This is a genomic window from Pseudomonas sp. FW305-E2, assembly GCF_058782925.1.
The window spans coordinates 36,264-60,121 of the sequence record NZ_JBYSYE010000016.1 but is presented as its reverse complement, the minus strand read 5'-3'; the positions used below and the strand labels follow the sequence as shown (position 1 = coordinate 60,121).

The 23,858-nt window shown below is 60.5% G+C and carries 22 protein-coding genes and 2 tRNA genes; 4 read left to right on the top strand and 20 right to left on the bottom strand.

Annotated elements, in window-relative coordinates; all coding sequences use genetic code 11:
- Positions 1-27 precede the first annotated feature (27 nt).
- The 10 genes from nusA to rlmE form a co-directional block, all read right to left on the bottom strand.
- On the bottom strand, positions 28-1,509 hold the full coding sequence (nusA, locus tag AC3WLP_RS14435) for a transcription termination factor NusA (RefSeq protein WP_003249963.1): 1,482 nt from the start codon (positions 1,507-1,509) through the stop codon (positions 28-30).
- Between the two features lie 59 nt (positions 1,510-1,568).
- The gene (gene rimP / locus AC3WLP_RS14430) at positions 1,569-2,027 is read right to left on the bottom strand and encodes a ribosome maturation factor RimP (protein ID WP_003249960.1); all 459 of its coding nucleotides are present in this window, start codon (positions 2,025-2,027) and stop codon (positions 1,569-1,571) included.
- A gap of 129 nt (positions 2,028-2,156) precedes the next feature.
- Positions 2,157-2,233 (bottom strand) — tRNA-Met (locus AC3WLP_RS14425).
- A 100-nt stretch (positions 2,234-2,333) separates the two neighbouring features.
- Positions 2,334-2,419, bottom strand: a tRNA-Leu gene (locus AC3WLP_RS14420).
- Positions 2,420-2,440: 21 nt separating this feature from the next.
- Complete coding sequence (gene secG, locus AC3WLP_RS14415) at positions 2,441-2,839, bottom strand: preprotein translocase subunit SecG (RefSeq protein WP_003249958.1); 399 nt, start codon at positions 2,837-2,839, stop codon at positions 2,441-2,443.
- Between the two features lie 4 nt (positions 2,840-2,843).
- Positions 2,844-3,599: a triose-phosphate isomerase gene (gene tpiA, locus AC3WLP_RS14410; RefSeq protein ID WP_003249956.1), complete on the bottom strand. Its 756-nt coding sequence runs from the start codon at positions 3,597-3,599 to the stop codon at positions 2,844-2,846.
- Between the two features lie 65 nt (positions 3,600-3,664).
- Positions 3,665-5,005, bottom strand: coding sequence for a phosphoglucosamine mutase (gene glmM, locus AC3WLP_RS14405; protein WP_012053747.1), 1,341 nt, complete (start codon positions 5,003-5,005; stop codon positions 3,665-3,667).
- 16 nt (positions 5,006-5,021) lie between these two features.
- On the bottom strand, positions 5,022-5,873 hold the full coding sequence (gene folP, locus AC3WLP_RS14400) for a dihydropteroate synthase (protein WP_012053748.1): 852 nt from the start codon (positions 5,871-5,873) through the stop codon (positions 5,022-5,024).
- Positions 5,874-5,881: 8 nt separating this feature from the next.
- The gene (gene ftsH / locus AC3WLP_RS14395; protein WP_012053749.1) at positions 5,882-7,786 is read right to left on the bottom strand and encodes an ATP-dependent zinc metalloprotease FtsH; all 1,905 of its coding nucleotides are present in this window, start codon (positions 7,784-7,786) and stop codon (positions 5,882-5,884) included.
- Between the two features lie 206 nt (positions 7,787-7,992).
- Positions 7,993-8,616 (bottom strand): 23S rRNA (uridine(2552)-2'-O)-methyltransferase RlmE, encoded by a 624-nt coding sequence (gene rlmE, locus AC3WLP_RS14390; RefSeq protein ID WP_003249947.1) that lies wholly within the window; start codon positions 8,614-8,616, stop codon positions 7,993-7,995.
- 102 nt (positions 8,617-8,718) lie between these two features.
- Between rlmE and yhbY the strand changes: the two genes are divergently transcribed.
- Positions 8,719-9,027 (top strand): ribosome assembly RNA-binding protein YhbY, encoded by a 309-nt coding sequence (yhbY, locus tag AC3WLP_RS14385; protein WP_003249945.1) that lies wholly within the window; start codon positions 8,719-8,721, stop codon positions 9,025-9,027.
- Between the two features lie 12 nt (positions 9,028-9,039).
- On the opposite strand, the gene AC3WLP_RS14380 is transcribed toward yhbY, so the two are convergent.
- The 8 genes from AC3WLP_RS14380 to grpE form a co-directional block, all read right to left on the bottom strand.
- Positions 9,040-9,489, bottom strand: a complete 450-nt coding sequence (locus AC3WLP_RS14380; RefSeq protein WP_012053750.1) for a hypothetical protein — start codon at positions 9,487-9,489, stop codon at positions 9,040-9,042.
- The gene (greA, locus tag AC3WLP_RS14375) at positions 9,467-9,943 is read right to left on the bottom strand and encodes a transcription elongation factor GreA (RefSeq protein WP_024717413.1); all 477 of its coding nucleotides are present in this window, start codon (positions 9,941-9,943) and stop codon (positions 9,467-9,469) included. Before greA ends, AC3WLP_RS14380 begins: the two co-directional genes overlap by 23 nt.
- Before the next feature lie 2 nt (positions 9,944-9,945).
- Complete coding sequence (gene carB, locus AC3WLP_RS14370; protein WP_003249937.1) at positions 9,946-13,167, bottom strand: carbamoyl-phosphate synthase large subunit; 3,222 nt, start codon at positions 13,165-13,167, stop codon at positions 9,946-9,948.
- Between the two features lie 105 nt (positions 13,168-13,272).
- Complete coding sequence (gene carA, locus AC3WLP_RS14365; RefSeq protein WP_003249935.1) at positions 13,273-14,409, bottom strand: glutamine-hydrolyzing carbamoyl-phosphate synthase small subunit; 1,137 nt, start codon at positions 14,407-14,409, stop codon at positions 13,273-13,275.
- A 326-nt stretch (positions 14,410-14,735) separates the two neighbouring features.
- The gene (gene dapB, locus AC3WLP_RS14360; RefSeq protein ID WP_012053753.1) at positions 14,736-15,539 is read right to left on the bottom strand and encodes a 4-hydroxy-tetrahydrodipicolinate reductase; all 804 of its coding nucleotides are present in this window, start codon (positions 15,537-15,539) and stop codon (positions 14,736-14,738) included.
- A gap of 13 nt (positions 15,540-15,552) precedes the next feature.
- On the bottom strand, positions 15,553-16,677 hold the full coding sequence (gene dnaJ, locus AC3WLP_RS14355; RefSeq protein ID WP_003249931.1) for a molecular chaperone DnaJ: 1,125 nt from the start codon (positions 16,675-16,677) through the stop codon (positions 15,553-15,555).
- A 197-nt stretch (positions 16,678-16,874) separates the two neighbouring features.
- Positions 16,875-18,800: a molecular chaperone DnaK gene (dnaK, locus tag AC3WLP_RS14350; protein ID WP_010955366.1), complete on the bottom strand. Its 1,926-nt coding sequence runs from the start codon at positions 18,798-18,800 to the stop codon at positions 16,875-16,877.
- A 101-nt stretch (positions 18,801-18,901) separates the two neighbouring features.
- Positions 18,902-19,459, bottom strand: coding sequence for a nucleotide exchange factor GrpE (grpE, locus tag AC3WLP_RS14345; protein ID WP_012053755.1), 558 nt, complete (start codon positions 19,457-19,459; stop codon positions 18,902-18,904).
- Positions 19,460-19,651: 192 nt separating this feature from the next.
- Between grpE and recN the strand changes: the two genes are divergently transcribed.
- Positions 19,652-21,325, top strand: a complete 1,674-nt coding sequence (gene recN / locus AC3WLP_RS14340) for a DNA repair protein RecN (protein ID WP_004575778.1) — start codon at positions 19,652-19,654, stop codon at positions 21,323-21,325.
- Between the two features lie 318 nt (positions 21,326-21,643).
- On the opposite strand, the gene fur is transcribed toward recN, so the two are convergent.
- Positions 21,644-22,048 (bottom strand): ferric iron uptake transcriptional regulator, encoded by a 405-nt coding sequence (fur, locus tag AC3WLP_RS14335; RefSeq protein WP_003249922.1) that lies wholly within the window; start codon positions 22,046-22,048, stop codon positions 21,644-21,646.
- 97 nt (positions 22,049-22,145) lie between these two features.
- On the opposite strand from fur, the gene AC3WLP_RS14330 reads away from it, so the two are divergent.
- Positions 22,146-22,682, top strand: coding sequence for an outer membrane protein assembly factor BamE (locus AC3WLP_RS14330; RefSeq protein ID WP_003249918.1), 537 nt, complete (start codon positions 22,146-22,148; stop codon positions 22,680-22,682).
- Between the two features lie 63 nt (positions 22,683-22,745).
- On the opposite strand, the gene AC3WLP_RS14325 is transcribed toward AC3WLP_RS14330, so the two are convergent.
- Positions 22,746-23,180 (bottom strand): type II toxin-antitoxin system RatA family toxin, encoded by a 435-nt coding sequence (locus AC3WLP_RS14325; protein WP_003249916.1) that lies wholly within the window; start codon positions 23,178-23,180, stop codon positions 22,746-22,748.
- 163 nt (positions 23,181-23,343) lie between these two features.
- Between AC3WLP_RS14325 and smpB the strand changes: the two genes are divergently transcribed.
- Positions 23,344-23,826: an SsrA-binding protein SmpB gene (gene smpB, locus AC3WLP_RS14320; RefSeq protein ID WP_003249914.1), complete on the top strand. Its 483-nt coding sequence runs from the start codon at positions 23,344-23,346 to the stop codon at positions 23,824-23,826.
- Positions 23,827-23,858 lie beyond the last annotated feature (32 nt).

The following is a 23,858-nucleotide window of genomic DNA, read 5'->3' as shown; positions in this document are numbered from 1 at the left end:
GCACTTCTCTCCTCAGGCCGCGCCTAATTACTCGAACCAGTGGGCTCGGGCGGCCATGATCAACTTGCCGGCACGCTCTTCGTCGATGCCGTCGATGTCGAGCAGATCGTCGATCGACTGCTCGGCCAGGTCTTCGCGGTTAACCACGCCGCGCACCGCCAGTTCAGCCGCCAGGTCTTTGTCCATGCCCTCAAGGGAGAGCAGGTCTTCGGCCGGGTGGGCGTCTGCCAGTTTTTCTTCGGTAGCGATGGCCTTGGTCAACAAACGGTCCTTGGCTCGAGCGCGGAGCTCATTGACGATATCTTCGTCAAAGCCATCGATGTTGAGCATTTCTTCCAACGGTACGTAGGCAATTTCTTCAAGGCTGGTGAAGCCTTCGTCGACCAGCACTTGGGCCAGCTCCTCGTCGACTTCCAGTTCCTCGATGAAATTGCGCAGGATGTCACCGGTTTCGGCCTGTTGCTTGGCCTGGATGTCCTTCTCGGTCATCACGTTCAGGGTCCAGCCGGTCAACTGACTGGCCAGGCGAACGTTCTGACCGCCACGGCCAATGGCCTGGGCCAGGTTGTCCTCGGCGACGGCGATGTCCATGGCATGGGCATCTTCATCAACGATGATCGCCGCGACTTCAGCCGGCGACATGGCGTTGATGACGAACTGCGCCGGGTTATCGTCCCACAGGACGATATCCACACGCTCACCACCCAGCTCCCCGGATACGGCCTGGACGCGCGAACCACGCATGCCGATACAGGCACCTTGCGGATCGATACGCTTGTCCTTGGAGCGGACGGCAATCTTGGCTCGCGAACCCGGATCACGGGAAGCAGCCATGACTTCGATGAGGCCCTCGGCAATTTCCGGCACTTCAATGCGGAAAAGCTCGATCAGCATCTGCGGCGCGGTGCGCGACAGAATCAGCTGTGGGCCACGGTTTTCGGTGCGAATTTCCTTGAGCAGCGCACGCAGGCGCACGCCAACACGGAAGGTTTCGCGCGGAATGATGTCTTCGCGAGCCAGCAAGGCCTCGGCGTTGTTGCCCAGGTCAACGATGACGTTGTCGCGGGTAACCTTTTTTACGGTACCGGAGATGATCTCGCCAACGCGCTCACGGTAGGCATCGACCACCTGGGCACGCTCGGCCTCACGGACCTTCTGCACGATGACCTGCTTGGCGGTCTGGGCGGCAATACGACCGAACTCGATGGACTCGATCTTCTCTTCGATCACGTCACCGACCTTGGCTTCAGGGTGGGTGTCCTTGATCTTGTCCAGCCAGGTCTCGATCGCCGGATCATCAAGATCGGCTTCGTCGACCACGGTCCAGCGACGGAAAGTCTCGTAGCTACCGGTGTGGCGGTTGATTTCCACACGTAGGTCGACTTCGTCTTCAAAACGTTTTTTGGTTGCAGTGGCCAGGGCCACTTCCAGCGCTTCGAAAATGACGCCGGGCGGTACACCTTTTTCGTTGGATACCGATTCAACAACCAGCAGTACTTCTTTGCTCATCGTACGCCTCGCCTTGCGCAAGCCATTGGGCCCGGATAGTCCGCCGGGCCCGGCACGTCTCAGTCAAAACTGGGAATAATATTGGCCTTGTCGATCGAGTCGATCGGTAACAGGAACTCCTGGTTGTCCACCTGGACCACCACATCCTGCTCCTCCACACCGCGGAGAAGGCCCTGGAAGTTACGACGACCCTCGAAGGGTGAGCGCAGCTTGATCTTCACTTGTTCGCCGGCATGCGAGGCAAACTGTTCCAGCGTGAACAGTGGGCGATCCATGCCTGGAGAAGACACCTCGAGGGTGTACTCACTGCTGATTGGATCTTCCACATCGAGGATTGCGCTGGCCTGACGGCTGACTGCTTCGCAGTCGTCCACCAGAATACCGCCTTCCTTGTCGATGTAGATGCGCAGTACCGAATGCTTACCCTGGGAAACGTATTCGATCCCCCAGCACTGATAGCCCAGACCCTCGACAACCGGGGCCAACAAGGCCTGCAACTGTTCTAGCTTGCTCGACACCTGAACCCCCTCGTGCATGCTGTGCAAATAAAAAATGGGCGAAGCGCCCATCCCTGAAAGCGCCGTAGGACAACGACGCCGAAACTGTTCGGTTAGCAAAAAGCCCCTGAAAAGGGGCTCCGCTGAAGCTGGTTGCGGGGGCTGGATTTGAACCAACGACCTTCGGGTTATGAGCCCGACGAGCTACCAAGCTGCTCCACCCCGCGACAAAGCTGGGGCAAAAGTATAAGACCGAACCCTGTTGAGGGTCAAATCCAAACATTCACCTACAAGAAAGCCCGCTAAAGCGGGCTCTCAAGCTTTAATTGGTACCGAGAAGGGGACTCGAACCCCTACACCCTATGGGCACAACCACCTCAAGGTTGCGTGTCTACCAATTCCACCACCTCGGCAATACTACTACTTGAAACCCGTTACTTCTGCTCTTGAGCCGGAGGAGGTACATCACCCGTATTACTGGTGGTTTCGCTCTTCTGCTGCTGGAGCACCGGTACATCATCATTAACTGCCGGTTTTTGCGGCTCTTTCACTTCTAGCACTGCTGGATCTGGAAGACCTGCTTGGCTAAGCTGGTGAGCTTGTTGCTTCGCGAAGTATCCTAACCCAAGTGCTGTCAAAAAGAAAGTGGCAGCGAGTATAGCAGTTAATTTACTTAGGAACGTTGCAGAGCCTTGGCTCCCGAACACGGTATTTGAAGCCCCCGCGCCGAAAGATGCACCTGCTTCAGCACCTTTACCCTGTTGCAACAGAACCAGCACTACAAGCGACAGCGCTGCCAACAGATGAAAAACAACGATGACTGTTTCCAGCATTTGTTCAGTTTCCTGCGGCGCGACAAATTGCACCGAATTCGTCTGCGTTCAGGGAAGCCCCACCAATGAGCCCCCCATCGATATCCGGCATGCCGAACAGTTCGGCCGCATTGGCCGCCTTCACGCTGCCGCCGTATAGCAACTGCACCTTCGCAGCCACTTCAGCATCTTCTGCCGCCAACTGGCCGCGGATGGCGGCGTGCACATCCTGGGCCTGCTGTGGCGTGGCCGTAAGGCCTGTACCGATGGCCCATACAGGCTCATAGGCAATTACTGCATCGGCAAAAGCCTTAACACCGAATGCTTCGATGATACTGCTTAGTTGACGCCCGACAACTTCGAGCGTTTTGCCAGCCTCGCGCTCCTCAAGGGTTTCCCCTATGCAAAGCACTGGCTTCAAGCCTTTGGCCTGGGCTGCTGCAAACTTGCGATTGAGCACTTCGTCGGTTTCACCAATAATCTGGCGACGCTCCGAATGGCCAATCAACACCAACTTGCAACCTGCTTCAACCAGCTGCTCGGGAGCAACTTCCCCGGTCAGCGCACCCTGTTCGGGTTGTACAGCAGAATTCTGTGCACCGACAGTAATTTCTTTACCTGCCAGGCCATCAATCACCTGATTGATGAACAAGGCTGGTGGAAATACGGCGACTTCCACTCCGCTCGGCAAGGCGAGATTACTCAAGCCTTTGGTCAGCTCAGCGACGCTAGCGCGGGTACCGTGCATTTTCCAGTTACCAGCTACCATAGGGCGACGCATGCTTTACCTCGTCGGTCAAAGTGGGCGCAGATCTTACCCAACCAGATCTGCGCTGGCAAGCGCCTTCAGACACAAACTTCGCTGACCAGTTTGGCCAGTGCTTCAGCATGGGCCCGCACCTGGCTTTCGTCTTCGCCCTCAACCATGACCCGCACCAGCGGCTCGGTACCGGACTTGCGCAACAGCACGCGACCACGCCCCGCCAGCGCATCGGTAACCTTTGCACTCGCTTCCTTGACGGCGGGGTGCTCCAGCGGGTCGACCTTGCTGGCGCCAAAGCGCACATTGATCAGCACCTGTGGGCACTTGCGCAGGGCCTGACGGGCCTGGGCCAGGGTTTCACCCCGGCGCTTGAGCGCCATCAGCACCTGCAGCGCGGCAATGATCGCATCGCCGGTGGTGGTGTGGTTGCAGCACACGACGTGACCGGAGTTTTCACCGCCGACCAGCCATTCACGCTCCAACAGCTCGGCCATGACGTAACGGTCGCCGACCTTGGCCCGCACAAACGGGATGTCCAGGTCCTTGAGCGCCAGCTCCAGGCCCAGGTTACTCATCAGCGTACCGACCACCCCGCCTTGCAGCTTGCCATGCTCCTGCAGGTCGCGAGCGATGATGAACAGCAGCTCGTCGCCATCGACGATGGCGCCCGTGTGGTCGACCATCAGCACGCGATCGCCGTCACCGTCAAAGGCAATGCCGAGATCGGCGTGCCCGACCAGTACAGCGGCCTGCAGCGATTCGATGTGTGTCGAGCCGCAACCTTCGTTGATGTTCAGGCCATCCGGTTGCGCATGCAGCACGGTCACGTCGGCACCCAGCTCACGGAATACGCTGGGCGCAACCTTGTAGGTCGCACCATGGGCGCAGTCGACCACCAGCTTGAGGCCTTCGAAGCTGGTGCTGCTCGGCACGCTGCTCTTGCAGAATTCGATGTAGCGGCCGGCGGCATCGTTGATACGCGAAACCTTGCCCAGCTTGCCCGACTCAATAACGGTCATCGGTTGGTCGAGCAGCTCTTCGATCATCAGCTCGACCTCGTCCGGCAGCTTGGTGCCCTGGCCCGAGAAGAACTTGATGCCGTTGTCATCGTGCGGGTTGTGCGAGGCACTGATGACGATGCCGGCTTCGGCGTGGAAGGTACGCGTGAGGTAAGCGATGGCCGGTGTCGGCATCGGCCCGAGCAGCATCACATCGGCACCTGCCGCGGACAGGCCGGCTTCGAGTGCGGACTCGAACATGTAGCCGGAGATACGCGTGTCCTTGCCCACCAGCACGCGGCAGTGCCCTTGCTTGCGGAAGGCCATGCCGGCCGCCCAGCCAAGCTTCAGCATGAAGTCAGGCGTGATCGGGTATTCGCCGACGCGGCCACGAATGCCGTCGGTACCAAAGTATTTTCTGCTCATAGGGACTCCAATGTTCTTATTCGGCGTTTTGCACCGCAGCGATCATGCGCACCACATCAACGGTTTCGGCCACGTCATGTACCCGAAGGATGCTCGCTCCCTTGGTCATGGCCAACGCCGCCAGCGCAAGGCTGCCGTACAAGCGCTCGCCGACCGGACGTTCCAGCGTCAGGCCGATCATGCTCTTTCGTGAAACACCCACCAGCAGTGGGCGCCCAAGGCGATAGAGCGCGTCCATGTGCTTGAACAGGCTCAGATTGTGCGCCAGTGTCTTGGCGAAACCGAAGCCCGGGTCAAGGATGATTCTGTCAGCATCGATGCCCGCTGCGGCGCAGGCGGCCATCCGCTGTTCTAGATAACGGGTGACGTCGGCGGTCACGTCCTCGTAATGCGGATCGTCCTGCATGTTACCCGGCTCGCCACGCATGTGCATGAGGCACACCGGCAGACCGGTGTCCGCCGCAGCGTCCAGGGCACCATCGCGCTCCAGGGCCCGCACGTCGTTGATCAGCCCGGCACCCAGGCGGGCTGCTTCACGCATGACAGCAGGCGTGGAGGTATCGACCGAAATGACCACGTCGAGACGACTGTTGATGGCCTCGACCATTGGCGCCACACGCTCCAGCTCCTCGGTCACCGACACTGCACGCGCACCTGGGCGCGTGGACTCGCCACCGATGTCGATCAGCGTTGCGCCAGCGGCCACCATCGCTTCGGCATGGCGCAGGGCCTCGTCGCGCTGACTGAAGCGACCGCCATCGGAGAAGGAATCGGGGGTGATATTGAGAATACCCATGACATGGGTATGCGACAAATCAAGAACCCGGCTGCCGCAAGGCAACCGGGTGGGGTACTGCACTGAGCTCATAGATGCCCTTAGTGTTCAGCCGCTGGGCCGCCGATTGGCGATTCCGGACGCTCATCCTGGGCCGCAGGCGTGCCCGAGTGCTTGTCATCGTCCCAATCACGCGGCTCACGTGGTGTGCGCCCAGCCATGATGTCGTCAATCTGATCGGCATCGATGGTCTCGTACTTCATCAGCGCTTCGGTCATCGCCTCGAGCTTGTCGCGGTTGTCGATCAGCAACTGCTTGGCAGTGGCATAGCACTGATCGATGATGCTGCGCACCTCGGAGTCGATCAATTTGGCAGTCTCGCCGGACACGCTGGCATGCTGGCTACCGGCACTGCGGCCGAGGAACACCTCGCCCTCTTCCTCTGCATACATCAGCGGGCCGAGCTTCTCGGACAGGCCCCACTTGGTCACCATGTTACGAGCGAGCTGGCTGGCGCGCATGATGTCGTTGGACGCGCCAGTGGTCACGCCATCGAAGCCCAAGGTCATCTCCTCGGCGATACGGCCGCCATACAGCGAGCAGATCTGGCTGATCAGCGCACGCTTGGAGAGGCTGTAGCGGTCTTCTTCCGGCAGGAACATGGTCACACCCAAGGCACGACCACGCGGGATGATCGAAACCTTGTAGACCGGGTCGTGCTCAGGCACCAGGCGACCGACAATGGCGTGGCCGGCCTCGTGATAGGCCGTGTTTCTCTTTTCCTTTTCGGACATGACCATGGTCTTGCGCTCGGCGCCCATCATGATCTTGTCCTTGGCCAGCTCGAACTCTTTCATTTCGACCAGGCGCTTGTTGGAACGCGCGGCAAACAGCGAAGCCTCGTTGACCAGGTTGGCCAGGTCGGCACCGGAGAAGCCTGGGGTACCCCGCGCGATGACCGCCGGGTTGACGTTCTCGCCGATCGGCACCTTGCGCATGTGCACCTTGAGGATCTGCTCGCGACCACGAATGTCCGGCAGGCCAACCACCACCTGACGGTCGAAGCGGCCGGGGCGCAGCAGCGCAGGGTCGAGCACATCCGGACGGTTGGTGGCGGCGATGACGATGATGCCATCATTCATCTCGAAGCCGTCCATCTCCACCAGCAACTGGTTGAGGGTTTGCTCACGCTCGTCGTGACCGCCGCCCATACCGGCGCCACGATGGCGACCAACGGCGTCGATTTCGTCGATGAAGATGATGCACGGGGCGTGCTTCTTGGCCTGCTCGAACATGTCGCGCACACGGCTGGCACCGACACCCACGAACATTTCCACGAAGTCCGAACCGGAAATGGTGAAGAACGGTACTTTCGCCTCGCCCGCGATGGCCTTGGCCAGCAGGGTCTTACCGGTACCGGGTGGGCCGACCATCAGCACACCGCGCGGGATACGGCCACCCAGGCGCTGGAACTTGCCCGGATCGCGCAGGAACTCGACCAGCTCGCCAACCTCTTCCTTGGCCTCGTCGCAGCCCGCAACGTCAGCCAGCGTGGTCTTGACCTGGTCTTCGGACAGCAGGCGCGCCTTGCTCTTGCCGAAGCTCATCGGCCCGCCCTTGCCGCCCGCGCCACCTTGCATCTGGCGCATGAAGAACATGAACACGGCAATGATCACCAGGATCGGGAAGCTCGCCACCAGCAACTGCGTCCAGATGCTCTGTTGCTCAGGCTGCTTGCCTTCGACGACCACGTGGTTGTCGACCAGATCGCCGATCAGGCCATTGTCGGTGATGGCCGGGCGCACAGTCTTGAAGTTGTCGCCATCGGTGCGCTTGCCAGTAATGATGTAGCCATCGACGGTCACACGCTCGACTTTGCCATCCTTGACCTGCTGGATGAAGTCGGAGTAGTTGAGGGTCTGCGGCTCGTTAGGGCTGGAGAAGTTGTTCATCACTGTCACCAGGACAGCTGCGATGATCAACCACAGGATCAGATTCTTTGCCATGTCGTTCAATTAGCTACCCTCTGAGGCCGGCGCACGACGCAGCCGTGCCTCGCATGATATTCATCGCCCTAACTTACTACATTACCTACGCAGCCGCAGGCACCGTCTGTAACCCTTTGTGAAAGCTAGACTACACGAAGTTCGGACGATCCTGACGCAGCGGCCGATTGGAATTAACTATCGACCACCCCGCTTCACACCTTTCATTACCCTTTGAAGCCCCTGCCCAACAGGTATTGCTCGCGGGAACGGTCCCGTGACGACGACGGCTTGCGCATTTGCACCTTGTCGAACTTGCTGCGCACGTCCTTCAGGTACACGTCAAAACCTTCGCCCTGGAAAATCTTGATCAGGAAGTCGCCGCCGGGCTTGAGTACGCGGGTCGCCAGATCGAGGGCCAGCTCGCAGAGGAACATGGCACGCGGAATGTCCACCGCGGGCGTACCACTCATATTGGGGGCCATGTCGGAAATCACAAGGTCTACATGCGAATCGCCGACCGCTTCGAGAATGCGCTGCAGCACTTCGTCGTGGGTGAAGTCACCCTGAATGAAGGTCACGTCGGCGATCGAGTCCATTTCCAGAATGTCGGAAGCGATCAGGCGACCCTGGCCACCAATCAGACGACTGGTCACCTGGGACCAGCCACCAGGGGCCGCGCCGAGGTCGATCACGCTCATGCCTGGGCGGATAAGGCGGTCCTTCTCCTGGATCTCCAGCAGTTTGTAGCTCGCACGCGAGCGATACCCATCCTTCTGCGCCTGCTTCACAAAAGGGTCGTTGAAATGCTCTCGCAGCCAGTTTGCGCTGCTTTTGGAACGTTGTACCACGGGGCACCTCGATGATATGCGTCGTGATTGACTGGGCGGAGCCGGTGGCCCTCGGGTAAAATGCCGGTCAATTTTACAGAATCAGACGGAAAGGGTCAGATTATGCCGCTCAATAACGAGCAGAAGAAGCAATACAAGTCCATTGGTCATGACCTGAAGCCGGTCCTGATCGTTGCTGGCAACGGTTTGAATGAAGGCGTGATCGCCGAACTGGAGCGCGCACTGGTCGACCATGAGCTGATCAAGGTCGAGATTCGCTCGGAAGACCGCGAAGAACGCGCCGAGACCATCGCCGAGCTGTGCAAGGCCGGCCGTGCCGAGCTGGTGCAGACCATCGGCAAGAAAGCCCTGATCTACCGCAAGAACCCACAGCCGAACAAGCAGCTGTCCAACATCCACCGTTACAAGTAACGGTAGCTCCGATCAGTGGCGCGGTGAACGCGCCCTGACCGGTACCGGCTGGGCCACCAGCACGATGCCGGAAAAGCCCAGCACCAGGAAGCAGAACATCTGCCAGCGCTCGCCCACGGAAATACCGTAGCGCAAGGTGTAATACCCCACGCAGGCCCCGAAGCCGAGCAACAGCATCTGGCCGCGGAACTGCCGCCACCAGGCCGCCAGGCCGTCCACCCTCGCCAGCACTGCCAGCTGGGTCAACAAGCCAAGCAACGCCACGCCGATCAACCAGCGGTCGATCTGCCCGGCGATATCCTGCACCAGCAGCGGGGCCAGGCCACTGACCTTGAGCGCAGGCACCAGCCCGACATGGAACACCCACAGGCCACCGACCCAGAAAACCTGGGCCAGTTGCCAGAGGATCCCCTCGAGGGATGGCGCCCGCAGGCGTCGGTCAGATGTGCTTGACTTCGACAATCTCGTACTCGACCGTGCCACTAGGCGTCTTGACGACGACAGTATCACCTTCTTCCTTGCCGATGATGGCACGGGCAATGGGTGCGCCGCTCGACAGCTTGCCCTGCTTCACGTCAGCTTCATCCTCGCCAACGATCTGGTAGGTCACCTCTTCATCGGTTTCGGTGTTGGCCAGTACCACGGTGGTACCGAAAATCACCTTGCCGGTGTGAGGGATGGTGGTCACATCGATGACCACCGAATTCTGCAGACGGCCTTCGATATCACGGATACGCGCTTCGACCATGCCCTGCTCCTCACGGGCGGCATGGTATTCGGCGTTTTCCTTGAGGTCACCCAGCTCACGCGCTTCACCAATGGCCTGACTCAGGCGCGGGCGCTCGGTCTTGCTCAGGAACAGGTGCTCTTCTTCCAGGGCGCGAGCGCCCTGGACGGTCATCGGGTATTTGGTAATGCTCATGCTTTCAGTCCTGCATGCAGATCCTGCAAGCGACGAACGGTCTTTTCCGGACCGAATTTCAGCGCTTCGCAGATGGCTTCACCAGCCGCAATGGTAGTGGTGCAGTAAATCTTGTGCTGCAGCGCATTGCGACGAATCGAGTAGGAGTCGGCGATCGACTGGCGACCTTCGGTGGTATTGATGATCAGCGACACTTCGTCGTTCTTGATCATGTCGACCACGTGCGGGCGACCTTCGGTCACTTTGTTCACACGGCGCACTTTCAGGCCAGCCGCCTCGATAACCTTGGCGGTGCCGGCAGTGGCAACCACTTCGAAGCCTAGGGCGATCAGGTCGCGGGCAACGCCGGCCACTTGTGGCTTGTCGTCGTCGCGTACGCTGATGAACGCGGTACCGCCAGTCGGCAGCACTTCACTGGCACCCATCTGGGCTTTGGCGAAGGCTTCACCGAAGCTGTCACCGACACCCATGACTTCACCGGTCGATTTCATCTCAGGGCCGAGGATCGGGTCAACCCCTGGGAACTTGGCGAACGGGAAGACGGCTTCCTTCACGCTGTAGAAGTTCGGGATGATTTCCTGGGTGAAGCCCAGCTCTTTCAGGGTTTTACCCGCCATGACACGGGCCGCGATCATCGCCAGGGACGTGCCGATGCACTTGGACACGAACGGTACGGTACGCGAGGCACGCGGGTTGACTTCGATCACGTAGATCTTGTCGCCCTGCAGGGCCAACTGCACGTTCATCAGGCCGACCACGCCCAGCTCCAGCGCCATTTTCTTGACCTGAACGCGGACTTCGTCCTGCACTTCCTTGCTCAGCGAGTAAGGTGGCAGCGAGCACGCCGAGTCGCCGGAGTGTACGCCGGCCTGTTCGATGTGCTGCATGATCGCGCCGATGACCACGTCGGTGCCGTCGCACACCGCATCCACGTCCATCTCGATGGCGCAGTTGAGGAAGTGGTCGAGCAGTACCGGGCTGTCGTTCGACACTTGTACCGCTTCACGCAGGTAGCGCTTGAGCTCGTCCAGCTCGTAGACGATCTCCATGGCACGGCCGCCCAGTACGTAGGACGGACGCACGACCAGCGGGTAGCCGATGCTGCCCGCAGCACGGATAGCCTCTTCTTCGCTGCGCACGGTGGCGTTTGGCGGCTGCAGCAGGTTCAGGCGCTGAACCATCTGCTGGAAGCGCTCACGGTCTTCGGCGCGGTCGATGGCGTCAGGGCTGGTACCGATGATCGGCACGCCTGCTTCTTCCAGAGCGCGGGCCAGCTTCAGCGGGGTCTGGCCGCCGTAGTGAACGATCACGCCCTTCGGCTTCTCGACGCGGCAGACTTCCAGCACGTCTTCCAGGGTCAGCGGCTCGAAGTACAGGCGGTCGGAAGTGTCGTAGTCGGTGGAGACGGTTTCCGGGTTGCAGTTGACCATGATGGTCTCGTAACCGTCGTCACGCAGCGCCAGGGCGGCGTGTACGCAGCAGTAGTCGAACTCGATACCTTGGCCGATACGGTTCGGGCCGCCACCCAGGATCATGATCTTGTCGCGGGTCGACGGGTTGGCCTCGCACTCTTCCTCGTAGGTGGAGTACAGGTAGGCGGTGTCGGTGGCGAACTCGGCGGCGCAGGTGTCGACGCGCTTGTACACCGGGAACACTTCCAGCTTGTGGCGGTGGCGACGCAGGTTCTTGTCGGTGATGCCCAGCAGGACTGCCAGGCGCTGGTCCGAGAAGCCCTTGCGCTTGAGGCGCAGCATGTAGTCCTTGTCGATTGCCGACAGGGCCAGGGTCTTGACCTTCTCTTCTTCCTTGATCAGGTCTTCCATCTGCACCAGGAACCACATGTCGATGCCGGTCAGATTGAAGATTTCTTCGCAGGTCATGCCCGAACGCATGGCGTCAGCCACGTACCAGATACGCTCGGCACCCGGCACGGTCAGTTCACGCTTGAGGATGCTGGCGGCTTCCGGGCTGGCCAGGTCGACTTTCGGGTCGAGGCCGCAGGCGCCGACTTCCAGGCCGCGCAGGGCTTTCTGCAGGGATTCCTGGAAAGTACGGCCGATGGCCATGACTTCACCCACGGATTTCATCTGGGTGGTCAGGCGGGCGTCGGCTTTCGGGAATTTCTCGAAGGCGAAGCGTGGCAGCTTGGTGACGACGTAGTCGATCGACGGTTCGAAGGACGCTGGGGTGCGACCGCCAGTGATGTCGTTCTGCAGCTCGTCGAGGGTGTAACCAATGGCCAGCTTGGCGGCGATCTTGGCGATCGGGAAGCCGGTAGCCTTGGAGGCCAGGGCGGACGAACGCGATACACGCGGGTTCATCTCGATGACGACCATGCGGCCGGTGTTCGGGCAAATGCCGAACTGGACGTTGGAACCGCCGGTTTCCACACCGATTTCACGCAGCACCGCCAGCGAGGCGTTGCGCATGATCTGGTATTCCTTGTCGGTCAGGGTCTGTGCCGGGGCAACCGTGATCGAGTCACCGGTGTGCACACCCATCGGGTCGAAGTTCTCGATCGAGCAAACGATGATGCAGTTGTCCTTCTTGTCGCGGACCACCTCCATCTCGTATTCCTTCCAGCCGATCAGCGATTCGTCGATCAGCAGCTCTTTGGTCGGCGACAGGTCCAGACCACGGGTGCAGATTTCTTCGAACTCTTCACGGTTGTAAGCGATACCGCCGCCGGTGCCGCCCATGGTGAACGACGGGCGAATGATGCATGGGAAGCCAAGCTTCTCGAGGACCGCATTGGCCTCTTCCATGCTGTGGGCGATACCGGAGCGCGGGCACTCCAGGCCGATGTCCTTCATGGCCTTGTCGAAGCGCGAGCGGTCTTCGGCCTTGTCGATGGTGTCAGCGTTGGCACCGATCATCTCTACGCCGAACTTCTCCAGAACGCCGTGGCGCTCCAGGTCCAGGGCGCAGTTCAGGGCGGTCTGGCCACCCATGGTCGGCAGGACGGCGTCCGGGCGCTCTTTCTCGATGATCTTGGCCACCGATTGCCACTTGATCGGCTCGATGTAGGTGGCGTCGGCCATGGCCGGGTCGGTCATGATGGTGGCTGGGTTGGAGTTCACCAGGATGACGCGGAAACCTTCCTCGCGCAGGGCTTTACAGGCCTGCGCGCCGGAGTAGTCGAATTCGCAGGCCTGGCCGATCACGATCGGGCCAGCGCCGAGAATCAGGATGCTTTTGATGTCTGTACGTTTTGGCATGGTGGTCACTCAAATCCGGGGTCAGTCGGCAAGCCGCTTTGAACAATCTGGGTCAGGCGCTGCCGGGCGCGGCAGGTGCCGGCCCGGGGCCTTGAAGCAGGATGCTCAGCGGCGCTTGGCCATGGCATCGGTGAAACGATCGAACAGAGGCGCGACGTCGGTCGGGCCAGGGCTCGCTTCAGGGTGGCCCTGGAAGCTGAACGCGCTCTTGTCGGTACGCTCGATACCCTGCAGGGTGCCGTCGAACAGCGACTTGTGAATGGCGCGAACGTTACCCGGCAGGGTCGCCTCGTCAACGGCGAAGCCGTGGTTCTGGCTGGTGATCATGACCACACCGGTATCCAGGTCCTGGACCGGGTGGTTGGCACCGTGGTGGCCGTGGCCCATTTTCACGGTCTTGGCGCCGGAAGCCAGGGCCAGCAGCTGGTGGCCGAGGCAGATGCCGAATACCGGGATCTCGGTTTCGAGGATTTCCTTGATCGCCTGGATCGCGTAGTCGCACGGCTCAGGGTCACCCGGGCCGTTGGACAGGAACACGCCGTCCGGGTTGAGTGCCAGCACTTCGCTGGCCGGGGTCTGGGCTGGCACCACGGTCACGCGGCAGCCGCGGGCCACCAGCATGCGCAGGATGTTCAGCTTGACGCCATAGTCGAAGGCAACCACGTGGTACGGCAGGTCGGCAGCGTCGATGGTCGGGTGGCTGTCGGTTTTCAGCTCCCACACGCTGGAGCGCCACTCGTAACGTTCCTTGGTGGAAACGACCTTGGCCAGGTCCATGCCCTTCAGGCCCGGGAAGCCGCGGGCAGCGGCGATGGCAGCTTCTTCGCTGATGTTGTCACCCGCCAGAATGCAGCCGTTCTGGGCGCCCTTTTCACGCAGGATACGGGTCAGGCGACGGGTGTCGATGCCGGCAATGGCAACGACGTTGTTAGCCTTGAGGTACTCAGGCAGCGACTGGGTATTACGCCAGTTGCTGGCCAGCAGCGGCAGGTCACGGATGACCAGGCCAGCGGACCAGACGCGGTTCGACTCGGCGTCTTCCGGGGTAGTACCGGTGTTGCCGATGTGCGGGTAGGTCAGGGTAACGATTTGCTGCGCGTAGGAAGGGTCTGTAAGGATTTCCTGGTAGCCGGTCATAGCGGTGTTGAATACCACCTCACCAACGGTCTGACCGTCGGCACCGATGGCTTCACCGCGGAAAATACTGCCGTCGGCAAGGGCGAGTATGGCTGGCTTTGTCAAGAAGACCTCCCGTAAATCAAGCATGAAAGGGCGATCGCAGGTTGCAAAAAAGCGGAGTGACGTATGGACACGTCACCCCGCTTTCATGTGCTGAATTCAATTCGCTGCGCGCTTTTAGTGGACACACTAAAGCTGTAGCTTACAGAAAAGTGTGTTTTCGGTCTACCGGATATGTGTCTCTAAAACACATCGATGCGACAGGCTGACATCCACGCCAGCCTCTTCGCGGGCTCGCCCGCTCCCACAGGGATCGCACCAGCCCAAGAGCAACGCTGTACCTGTGGGAGCGGGCAAGCCCGCGAAGCAGCCAACACCCCACTCACGACTTAACGCAGTTCAAGCACATCCTGCATGTCGTACAGCCCAGGTTCGCGCCCATCCAGCCACAGCGCCGCACGTACGGCCCCCTTGGCGAAGGTCATGCGGCTGGAGGCCTTGTGGGTGATTTCCAGGCGCTCGCCTTCAGCAGCGAACAACACGGTGTGATCGCCCACCACATCGCCGGCACGCACGGTAGCGAAACCGATGGTCTTGCGATCGCGCGCACCGGTCTGCCCTTCACGACCATACACGGCCACTTCCTGCAGATCACGGCCCAGCGCATTGGCAACCACTTCACCCATGCGCAGTGCAGTACCCGATGGCGCATCGACCTTGTGCCGGTGGTGCGCCTCGATGATTTCGATATCGACATCATCGCCCAGCACCCGCGCAGCCATATCCAGCAGCTTGAGGCTAAGGTTGACACCCACGCTGAAGTTGGCGGCGAACACGATTGGAATGTCCTTGCCAGCTTCGGCCAACAGCTGCTTCTCTTCGACTGTAAAACCGGTCGTGCCGATGATCATCGCCTTGCCATGCTTGCGGCAGAACGCGAGGTTTTTCAGGGTCACCGAGGGGTGAGTGAAATCGATCAGCACATCGAACTCGTCGGCAACCTTGGCCAGGTCGTCGGACAACAGCACGCCAATTCGGCCAAGTGCCGCCAGCTCTCCGGCATCAGCCCCGACCAACGAGCTGTCAGGGCGATCGATCGCTGCGGTCAGCCCCGCGCCCGAGGTTTGTTGCACGGCTTCGATGAGGGTTTTGCCCATCCGCCCCGCCGCGCCCATCACTGCAATACGTCGCATAACCTGTTCCTTGTCAGAGATCGCCGAAGAAGCGCTTCACACCATCGAACCAGCCGCTGGCCTTGGGCGAGTGGGAACTGTCGCCTTCCAGCGAATCACGCAGCTCTTCGAGCAGCTCACGCTGACGGCGACTGAGATTGACCGGGGTTTCTACGGCCACACGGCACAGCAGGTCACCCGCACCACCCCCACGCACCGGCGCAACACCCTTGCCACGCAGACGGAACTGCTTACCGGTCTGGGTGCCTTCCGGAATCTTCAGCTTCACGCGACCATCCAGGGTCGGCACTTCCAGCTCGCCGCCCAGGGCAGCATCGGTGTAGCTGATCGGCACTTCACAGTACAGGTGCTTGCCATCGCGCTGGAAGATTTCGTGCTCACGCACGCTGATCACCACGTACAGGTCGCCAGTCGGGCCACCATGAGTACCGGCCTCGCCCTCACCCGACAGACGGATGCGGTCGCCGGTATCGACACCTGCCGGCACCTTGACCGACAGCGTCTTGTATTCCTCGACACGCCCTTCACCATGGCACGAAGTGCACGGATCGGTAATGATCTTGCCTTGGCCATGGCAGCGCGGGCAGGTTTGCTGCACCGAGAAGAAGCCTTGCTGCATGCGCACCTGGCCGATACCACCACAGGTCGGGCAGGTCGACGGGGTCGAGCCCTTCTTGGCACCGGAACCGTCGCAAGGCTGGCAGTTGACCAGGGTAGGCACGCGGATGCTGACCGTGGTGCCACGCACCGCTTCTTCCAGGTTCAGCTCCAAGGTGTAGCGCAGGTCGCTGCCGCGCTGTGCACCGCCTCGACCACCACCGCGACCGCCGCCGAAGAAGTCGCTGAACACATCGCCGAAGATGTCGGAGAAATTGGCACCACCAAAGCCGGCACCACCGCCACCCATGCTTGGGTCGACACCCGCATGGCCATACTGGTCGAAGGCCGCACGCTTGCTCGCGTCTGACAGCACTTCGTAGGCCTCGTTGGCCTCCTTGAACTTGTCTTCCGATTCTTTATCGCCCGGGTTGCGGTCCGGGTGGTACTTCATCGCCAAACGGCGGTAAGCCTTCTTGAGGTCCGCTTCAGTGGCGCCGCGCTCGACACCCAGGACCTCATAATAATCACGCTTGGACATAGGTCATTTGCACCTTGTTGGGCGTGTGGCATCTGCGCCACGCCATCAGCACCCGCTTACGACCCTCAAGAGCCGCTGACAGATGCTGTAAAAATTCTCGAATTCCAGATACGCCAACGCGGGAGCAAGCCCCCGCGCGGCGACATCCTACCAGCTCACCGGCAAACGACGGTGAACCGGCCGACAACATGCAGGGATTACTGCTTGTTGTTGTCTTTCACTTCTTCGAACTCGGCGTCAACCACGTCATCGTGCTTGGCTTCCGGCTCGGCCTGCTGCGCGCCACCCTGAGGCTGTTCAGCCGACTGCTCGGCGTACATCTTCTGGGCAACCGGGGCAGAGACCTTGGACAGCTCTTCAACCTTGGCGTCGATGGCAGCCTTGTCGTCGCCTTTGACAGCGGCTTCCAGGGCAACAACGGCGGCCTCGATGGCGGTTTTCTCTTCAGCGGTAACCTTGTCACCTGCGTCAGCGACCATCTTGCGGGTCGAGTGCACCAGCGCGTCACCCTGGTTACGGGCAGCCGCCAGCTCTTCGAACTTGCGGTCTTCCTCGGCGTTGGCCTCGGCGTCACGCACCATGCGCTCGATCTCTTCGTCCGACAGGCCGGAGTTGGCCTTGATCACGATCGACTGAGTCTTGCCGGTGGCCTTGTCTTTCGCACCTACGTGCAGGATGCCGTTGGCGTCGATGTCGAAGGTCACTTCGATTTGCGGCACGCCACGCGGTGCTGGCGGAATGTCAGCCAGGTCGAACTTGCCCAGCGACTTGTTCTGCGCAGCCTGCTTACGCTCACCTTGCAGCACGTGAATGGTCACGGCGCTCTGGTTGTCGTCAGCAGTCGAGAACACCTGCGACTTCTTGGTCGGGATGGTGGTGTTCTTCTCGATCAGCGCGGTCATCACGCCACCCATGGTTTCGATACCCAGGGTCAGCGGGCTGACGTCCAGCAGCAGTACGTCTTTTACGTCACCGGCCAGTACCGCACCCTGGATGGCAGCACCCATGGCGACGGCTTCGTCCGGGTTCACGTCCTTGCGCGCTTCTTTACCGAAGAAGTCGGCCACTTCTTTCTGCACCAGCGGCATGCGGGTCTGACCGCCGACCAGGATCACGTCGTCGATCTTGCTGGCGTCGATGCCGGCGTCTTTCAGGGCAATGCGGCAAGGCTCGATGGTACGCTTGACCAGGTCTTCGACCAGCGACTCCAGCTTGGCGCGGGAGATCTTCACGTTCAGGTGCTTAGGACCGGTGGCATCTGCAGTGATGTACGGCAGGTTGACGTCGGTCGACTGAGCGGACGACAGCTCGATCTTGGCTTTTTCTGCGGCTTCTTTCAGGCGCTGCAGGGCCAGAGGATCGTTCTTCAGGTCCATGCCCGACTCTTTCTTGAACTCGTCGACAAGGTAGTCGATCAGGCGCATGTCGAAGTCTTCGCCACCCAGGAAGGTGTCGCCGTTGGTAGCCAGTACTTCGAACTGGTGCTCACCGTCGACTTCGGCGATTTCGATGACCGAAACGTCGAAGGTACCACCACCCAGGTCATAAACGATGACGGTGTGGTCGCCCTTGGCCTTGTCCATGCCGTACGCCAGTGCAGCGGCAGTCGGCTCGTTGATGATGCGTTTTACGTCCAGGCCAGCGATGCGGCCGGCGTCTTTGGTAGCCTGACGCTGGCTGTCGTTGAAGTAGGCCGGAACGGTGATGACCGCTTCGGTGACCGGCTCGCCGAGGTAGTCTTCGGCGGTCTTCTTCATTTTCTTCAGGACTTCGGCGCTGATCTGCGGCGGAGCCATTTCCTTGCCAGCAGCCTCGACCCAGGCGTCACCGTTGTTCGCCTTGACGATCTTGTACGGCACCAGCTTGATGTCTTTCTGCACGACATCTTCTTCGAAGCGGCGGCCAATCAGGCGCTTCACTGCGAACAGGGTGTTGTGCGGGTTGGTGACAGCCTGGCGCTTGGCCGACTGGCCAACCAGGATTTCGCCATCGTTGGCGTAGGCCACGATCGAAGGGGTAGTACGCGCACCTTCGGCGTTTTCGATGACTTTGACGTTACCGTTTTCCAGAATGGAGACGCACGAGTTGGTGGTCCCCAGGTCGATACCGATGATTTTACCCATGTTAACTCTCCCGAAACTTGAATTTGGTAGCAGCGACTACTTTGGCCAACTGCGGTAATACTTGAAGGCTTGACACCTAGATGGGGATGCCCCGAAGGATTTCAAGCCTTTTCATTGATCGAGGGTTGCGCCGCGCTCGGCGCCTTGCTGACCACCACCATGGCGGGGCGCAGCAGGCGGCCATTCAGCAGGTAACCCTTCTGGAACACGTTCAGCACGCTGTTTGGCTCGACCTCGGCGTTTTCCTGCATGGCCATGGCCTGGTGGTGCTCAGGGTTGAACGGCTGGCCGTGCGGGTCGACAGCTTCAAGGTTGTAGCGCTTGAGGGTGTCCTGGAACATCTTCAGGGTCAGCTCGACCCCTTCGCGGATCTGCTTGACGTGCTCATCCTCGGCACTGGAGTGAGCCAGGGCCAGTTCCAGGCTGTCGATCACCGGCAGCAAGTCGCTGGAGAACTTCTCCAGGGCGAACTTGTGGGCTTTTTCCACATCCTGCTCGGCACGACGGCGTACGTTCTGCAGGTCGGCAACGGCGCGCAGCGCCTGGTCCTTGGCTGCGGCCAGCTGTTCCTCGAGCTCCAGAACACGGGTATCAGCTGCATTGCCTGCACCGGTTTCTTCCACGTTAAGGTCTTTCTCGTTCAGCTGCTCATCAGCCATGGGGTCTCTCCTGCGCAATTTTGTGGACTGCGAGCCAGGCTCGCCTTGGATGTCGGCTATATGGGGCCGGAAAAACCAGGTTCAAGGGGCAAGGTGGTTTTCGAGGCTGCAACAGAATCTGCGAAGGGGCATTGGCAGGCCTGAAAAAAGTACTGTATAAATAACCAGACCTGATTTCCGGGAGCCGCCCCCATGCTGGTGCACCTGTCCATTCACAACTACGCCATCGTCGAGCACCTCGACCTCGAGATCGCCCGTGGCATGTCCGTCATCACCGGCGAGACCGGTGCCGGCAAATCGATCATGCTCGACGCCCTCGGCCTTGCCCTGGGCGACCGTGCCGACAGCGGCGTGGTGCGCCCCGGCACCGACAAAGCGGACATCCTGGCCACCTTCGACCTGGTGGACATTCCCGAAGCGCACACCTGGCTGGCCGAGCGCGACCTGGACAACGAAGGCCTGTGCATCCTGCGCCGGGTGATTACCGCCGAAGGCCGCAGCCGCGGCTACATCAACGGCACGCCCTGCCCGCTCGGCGACCTCAAGGCGCTGGGCGAACTGCTGATCGATATCCACAGCCAGCATGAGCACCAGTCCCTGCTCAAGACCGACACCCACCGCCGCTTGCTTGACGAGTATGCCGGCGCCGTCGACCTGGCCCGCCAGGTACAGCTTGCAGCCAAGCGCTGGAACCAGACCCGCCTGGAGCTGGAGCGCCTGTCCAACTCGGGCGACGAGCAGCGCGCCCGCCACCAGTTGCTCAGTTACCAGTTAGAAGAACTGGACAACCTCGGCCTGGGCGAGCACGAACTGGAGCAGCTGGAACAGGAACACAAGAACCTGACCAGCGCCGAAGCCCTGTTCGGCATCTGCCGCCAGGTCATCGACCAGTGCAGCGAGAGTGATTCGGGCAATGTGCTGAGCGCCCTCACCTCCAGCCTCAACCGCCTGGGTGCCGCCACCAACTCGCCCAAGGCACTGAACGAAGCAGCCAACCTGATCGCCAGCGCGCAGATTCAGGTCGAGGAAGCCGTGGGCGAACTCAACCGCTTCCTCGACAATTTCGACGCCGACCCGATGCGCCTGCAAGCCCTGGAAGAGCGCCTGGACACCATCTACACCCTGGCGCGCAAACACCGGGTGCACCCCACCGAGCTGCCCCACCTGCAACAGCAACTGATGGAGGAGCTGGAAGGCCTTAACGCCAGTGACGAGTCGATCGAGCGGCTGGGCGAAGAGCTTGCCGCCTACGCCCAGCACTATAAAGAGAAGGCGCGCGAACTCAGCGGCCTGCGCCAGCAAGCAGCGCAGCAGCTGGCAGGCGCGGTGGAGCAGGAAATCCAGCGCCTGGGCATGCCTGGCGGGCGCTTCTGCATCGAACTGACAGCGAACGAAGGCGCCGAACTGTCACCCCATGGGCTGGAGCAGATCGAACTGCTGGTCAGTGCCAACCCTGGCCAGCCGCTCAAGGGCCTGGCGAAGGTGGCGTCGGGCGGTGAACTGTCACGTATCAGCCTGGCGATCCAGGTCATTACCGCGCAGACCTCGCGCATTCCTACTCTGGTGTTCGACGAAGTCGACGTGGGTATTGGCGGGCCAACGGCAGAAATCGTCGGCCAACTGCTGCGGCGCCTGGGCGAGCGCGGCCAGGTACTGACCGTGACCCACCTGCCGCAGGTGGCGGCGCAGGGGCATCACCATTTGTTCGTGCACAAGGTGCGCAACAGCGACACCACCCACACCGCCGTGGCTAGCCTTGGCAAGCGTGAGCGCGTGGAAGAAGTGGCGCGGATGCTCGGCGGTATCGACCTGACCAAGGAATCCCTGGCCCATGCACGCAAGATGGTGGTGAGCGGCAAGGCCTGAGCCCCTACCCAGCAGACGCGGTCAATGTGGGAGCAACTGTCTTGCTCAATTTTCTAAAAGCTGGCGCGATCCGTGTGGGAGCAGCTGTCTTGCTCAATTTCTAAAAGCTGGCGCGATCCCTGTGGGAGCGGCCTTGCGTCGCGAAAGGGTCGCAAAGCGGCCCCAGGATTTCAGCTTCAACCCACCTATCGCTGGGGCTGCCCGGCAGCCCTTTCGCGACGCAAGGCCGCTCCCACAGGAATCTCACACTCTTTCAGCCCGGCTATAAAGCACAAAGGCGACCCGAAGGTCGCCTTTGCTATCCATAACGAAAAACCGTTACTTCTTCTTACGCACGTACAGGACCAGATTGTGGTCCACCAGCTCGAAGCCATGCTCGGCCACGATTTCGCGCTGGCGCTTCTCGATTTCGGCGTCCATGAATTCGATGACTTCACTGGTATCCACGTTCACCATGTGGTCGTGGTGACCGCCATCAGCCAGCTCGAACACTGCATGACCGCCGTCGAAGTTATGGCGAACCACCAGACCCGCCGCCTCGAACTGGGTCAGCACGCGATAGACGGTGGCCAGGCCTACATCCTCGCCAGCCTCCATCAGCGCCTTGTAGACATCCTCTGCACTCATGTGACGCTGCTCGGTAGAGTCGAGCATCTGAAGGATCTTGACTCGAGGCAGGGTCACCTTGAGGCCGGCTTTGCGCAATTCGCTATTTTCAACCATGGTCAGCTTTCTCGCCGATGCTGCTTCGCAGCTTCTCTTAATACGGGTATGATCGGGGTTTACGTTGTCCAGCCAAGATAGTGGAAGTCGCCCACCGATGCAAAACACCAAGCTCTTGCTAACCAGCCTCACCCTAGTGGGACTGCTCGCACTCGCCGGTTGCTCGTTTCCCGGGGTTTACAAAATCGACATCCAGCAGGGCAATGTCGTCACGCAAGACATGATAGACCAATTACGCCCGGGAATGACCCGACGGCAAGTAAGGTTTATCATGGGCAACCCGCTGATTCAGGACACTTTCAACACCAATCGTTGGGATTACCTGTACAGCCTGCAGCCTGGTGGCGGTAAGCGCCAGCAAGAACGCATGAGTGTATTTTTCAACGAAAGCGATCAACTGGTCAGCCTGTCTGGCGACTTCATGCCAGGCGTCAGCCGCGATCAGGAAATCCTCGGTGGCAGCAGCGACACCACCGTCAGCCCGGCCACCGAGCCAGGCCAGGCCGAACAGCCGGCAGCGCAACCTGTAGAAAAACCGGCCAAGCCTGGTTCGACCGAAGAGTCCATCCAGCGCGAGATCGACACCATCGAGACCACCCCGGTCCCGACCCCCGCACCGCTGGAAACCCGCTAAGCGGGAACAGCAGATGCAAAAAAGCCCGGACCTGGTCCGGGCTTTTTGTTTGCACCTTATCCGTCAGGCATTCAATTGCTTGGCACGCTGGCAGAACGCATCGACCAGCGTATTCGCCGCCTGATTGAATAGCGGGCCCAACGTGGCGCGCACAATCGGCCCGGCGTAATCGAAGGACAGGTCCAGGCTGATCTTGCAGGCTTTTTCACCCAGCGGCTTGAACACCCAAACACCATGCAGCTGGGTGAACGGCCCTTCTTCGAGGTTCATCTCGATGGACTGCCCCGGCACCAGCACGTTACGCGTCACGAAGTGCTGGCTCATACCCCCCTTGGCCACTTCGAGCTTGGCACGCATGTGTGTATCGCTGGTTTCGATCACCGTCGAGGCCGAGCACCACGGCAAAAACTCAGGGTAGCTGGCCACATCGTTGACCAGATCGTAAAGCGCCTGGGCGGGGTATGGCAGCAGGGCGGAGCGTTGAATATGGGTAGTCATCCAGGCGTCACTTCCAAGGCTGGGTGGCGGCGCTTCGCAGCGTGCCGAAAACAGGTTCTGTGCGTATGACAGGGTTTGTATTGTCCGGTATTCATTCCAGTGGCTCAAGCACACCGAAATCCCATAGCGGACGACGCGCGGACTTGCCTATAATGCCGCCCCTATGGCTAAGCAAAAAAAACATCCGACCGGGACCATCGCGCAAAACAAGAAAGCGCGACACGATTACTTCATCGAACACAAGTTCGAGGCCGGGCTGGTCCTGTCCGGCTGGGAAGTAAAAAGCCTGCGAGCCGGCAAGGCGCACCTGACTGACAGCTACGTGCTGCTCAAGGACGGTGAGGCCTGGCTGTTCGGCAGCCACATCACCCCGCTGACCACGGCCAGCACCCACGTCATCGCCGACCCTACACGCACCCGCAAGCTGCTGCTGAACAAGCGCGAGCTCGAGCGCGTGGAAGCGGCTGTGGCGCAAAAAGGCTACACCTGTGTGGCTTTGGCGCTGTACTGGAGCAAGCACCTGATCAAGTGCGAAATCGCACTGGGCAAGGGCAAGAAGGAATTCGACAAGCGCGACACCATGCGCGAACGCGATTCCAACCGCGAGCTGCAGCGGGCTGTGCGGAACAAGGGCAAGGAAGAGTAACTACTCTTCAACCTGTTCCGGCCTCTTCGCGG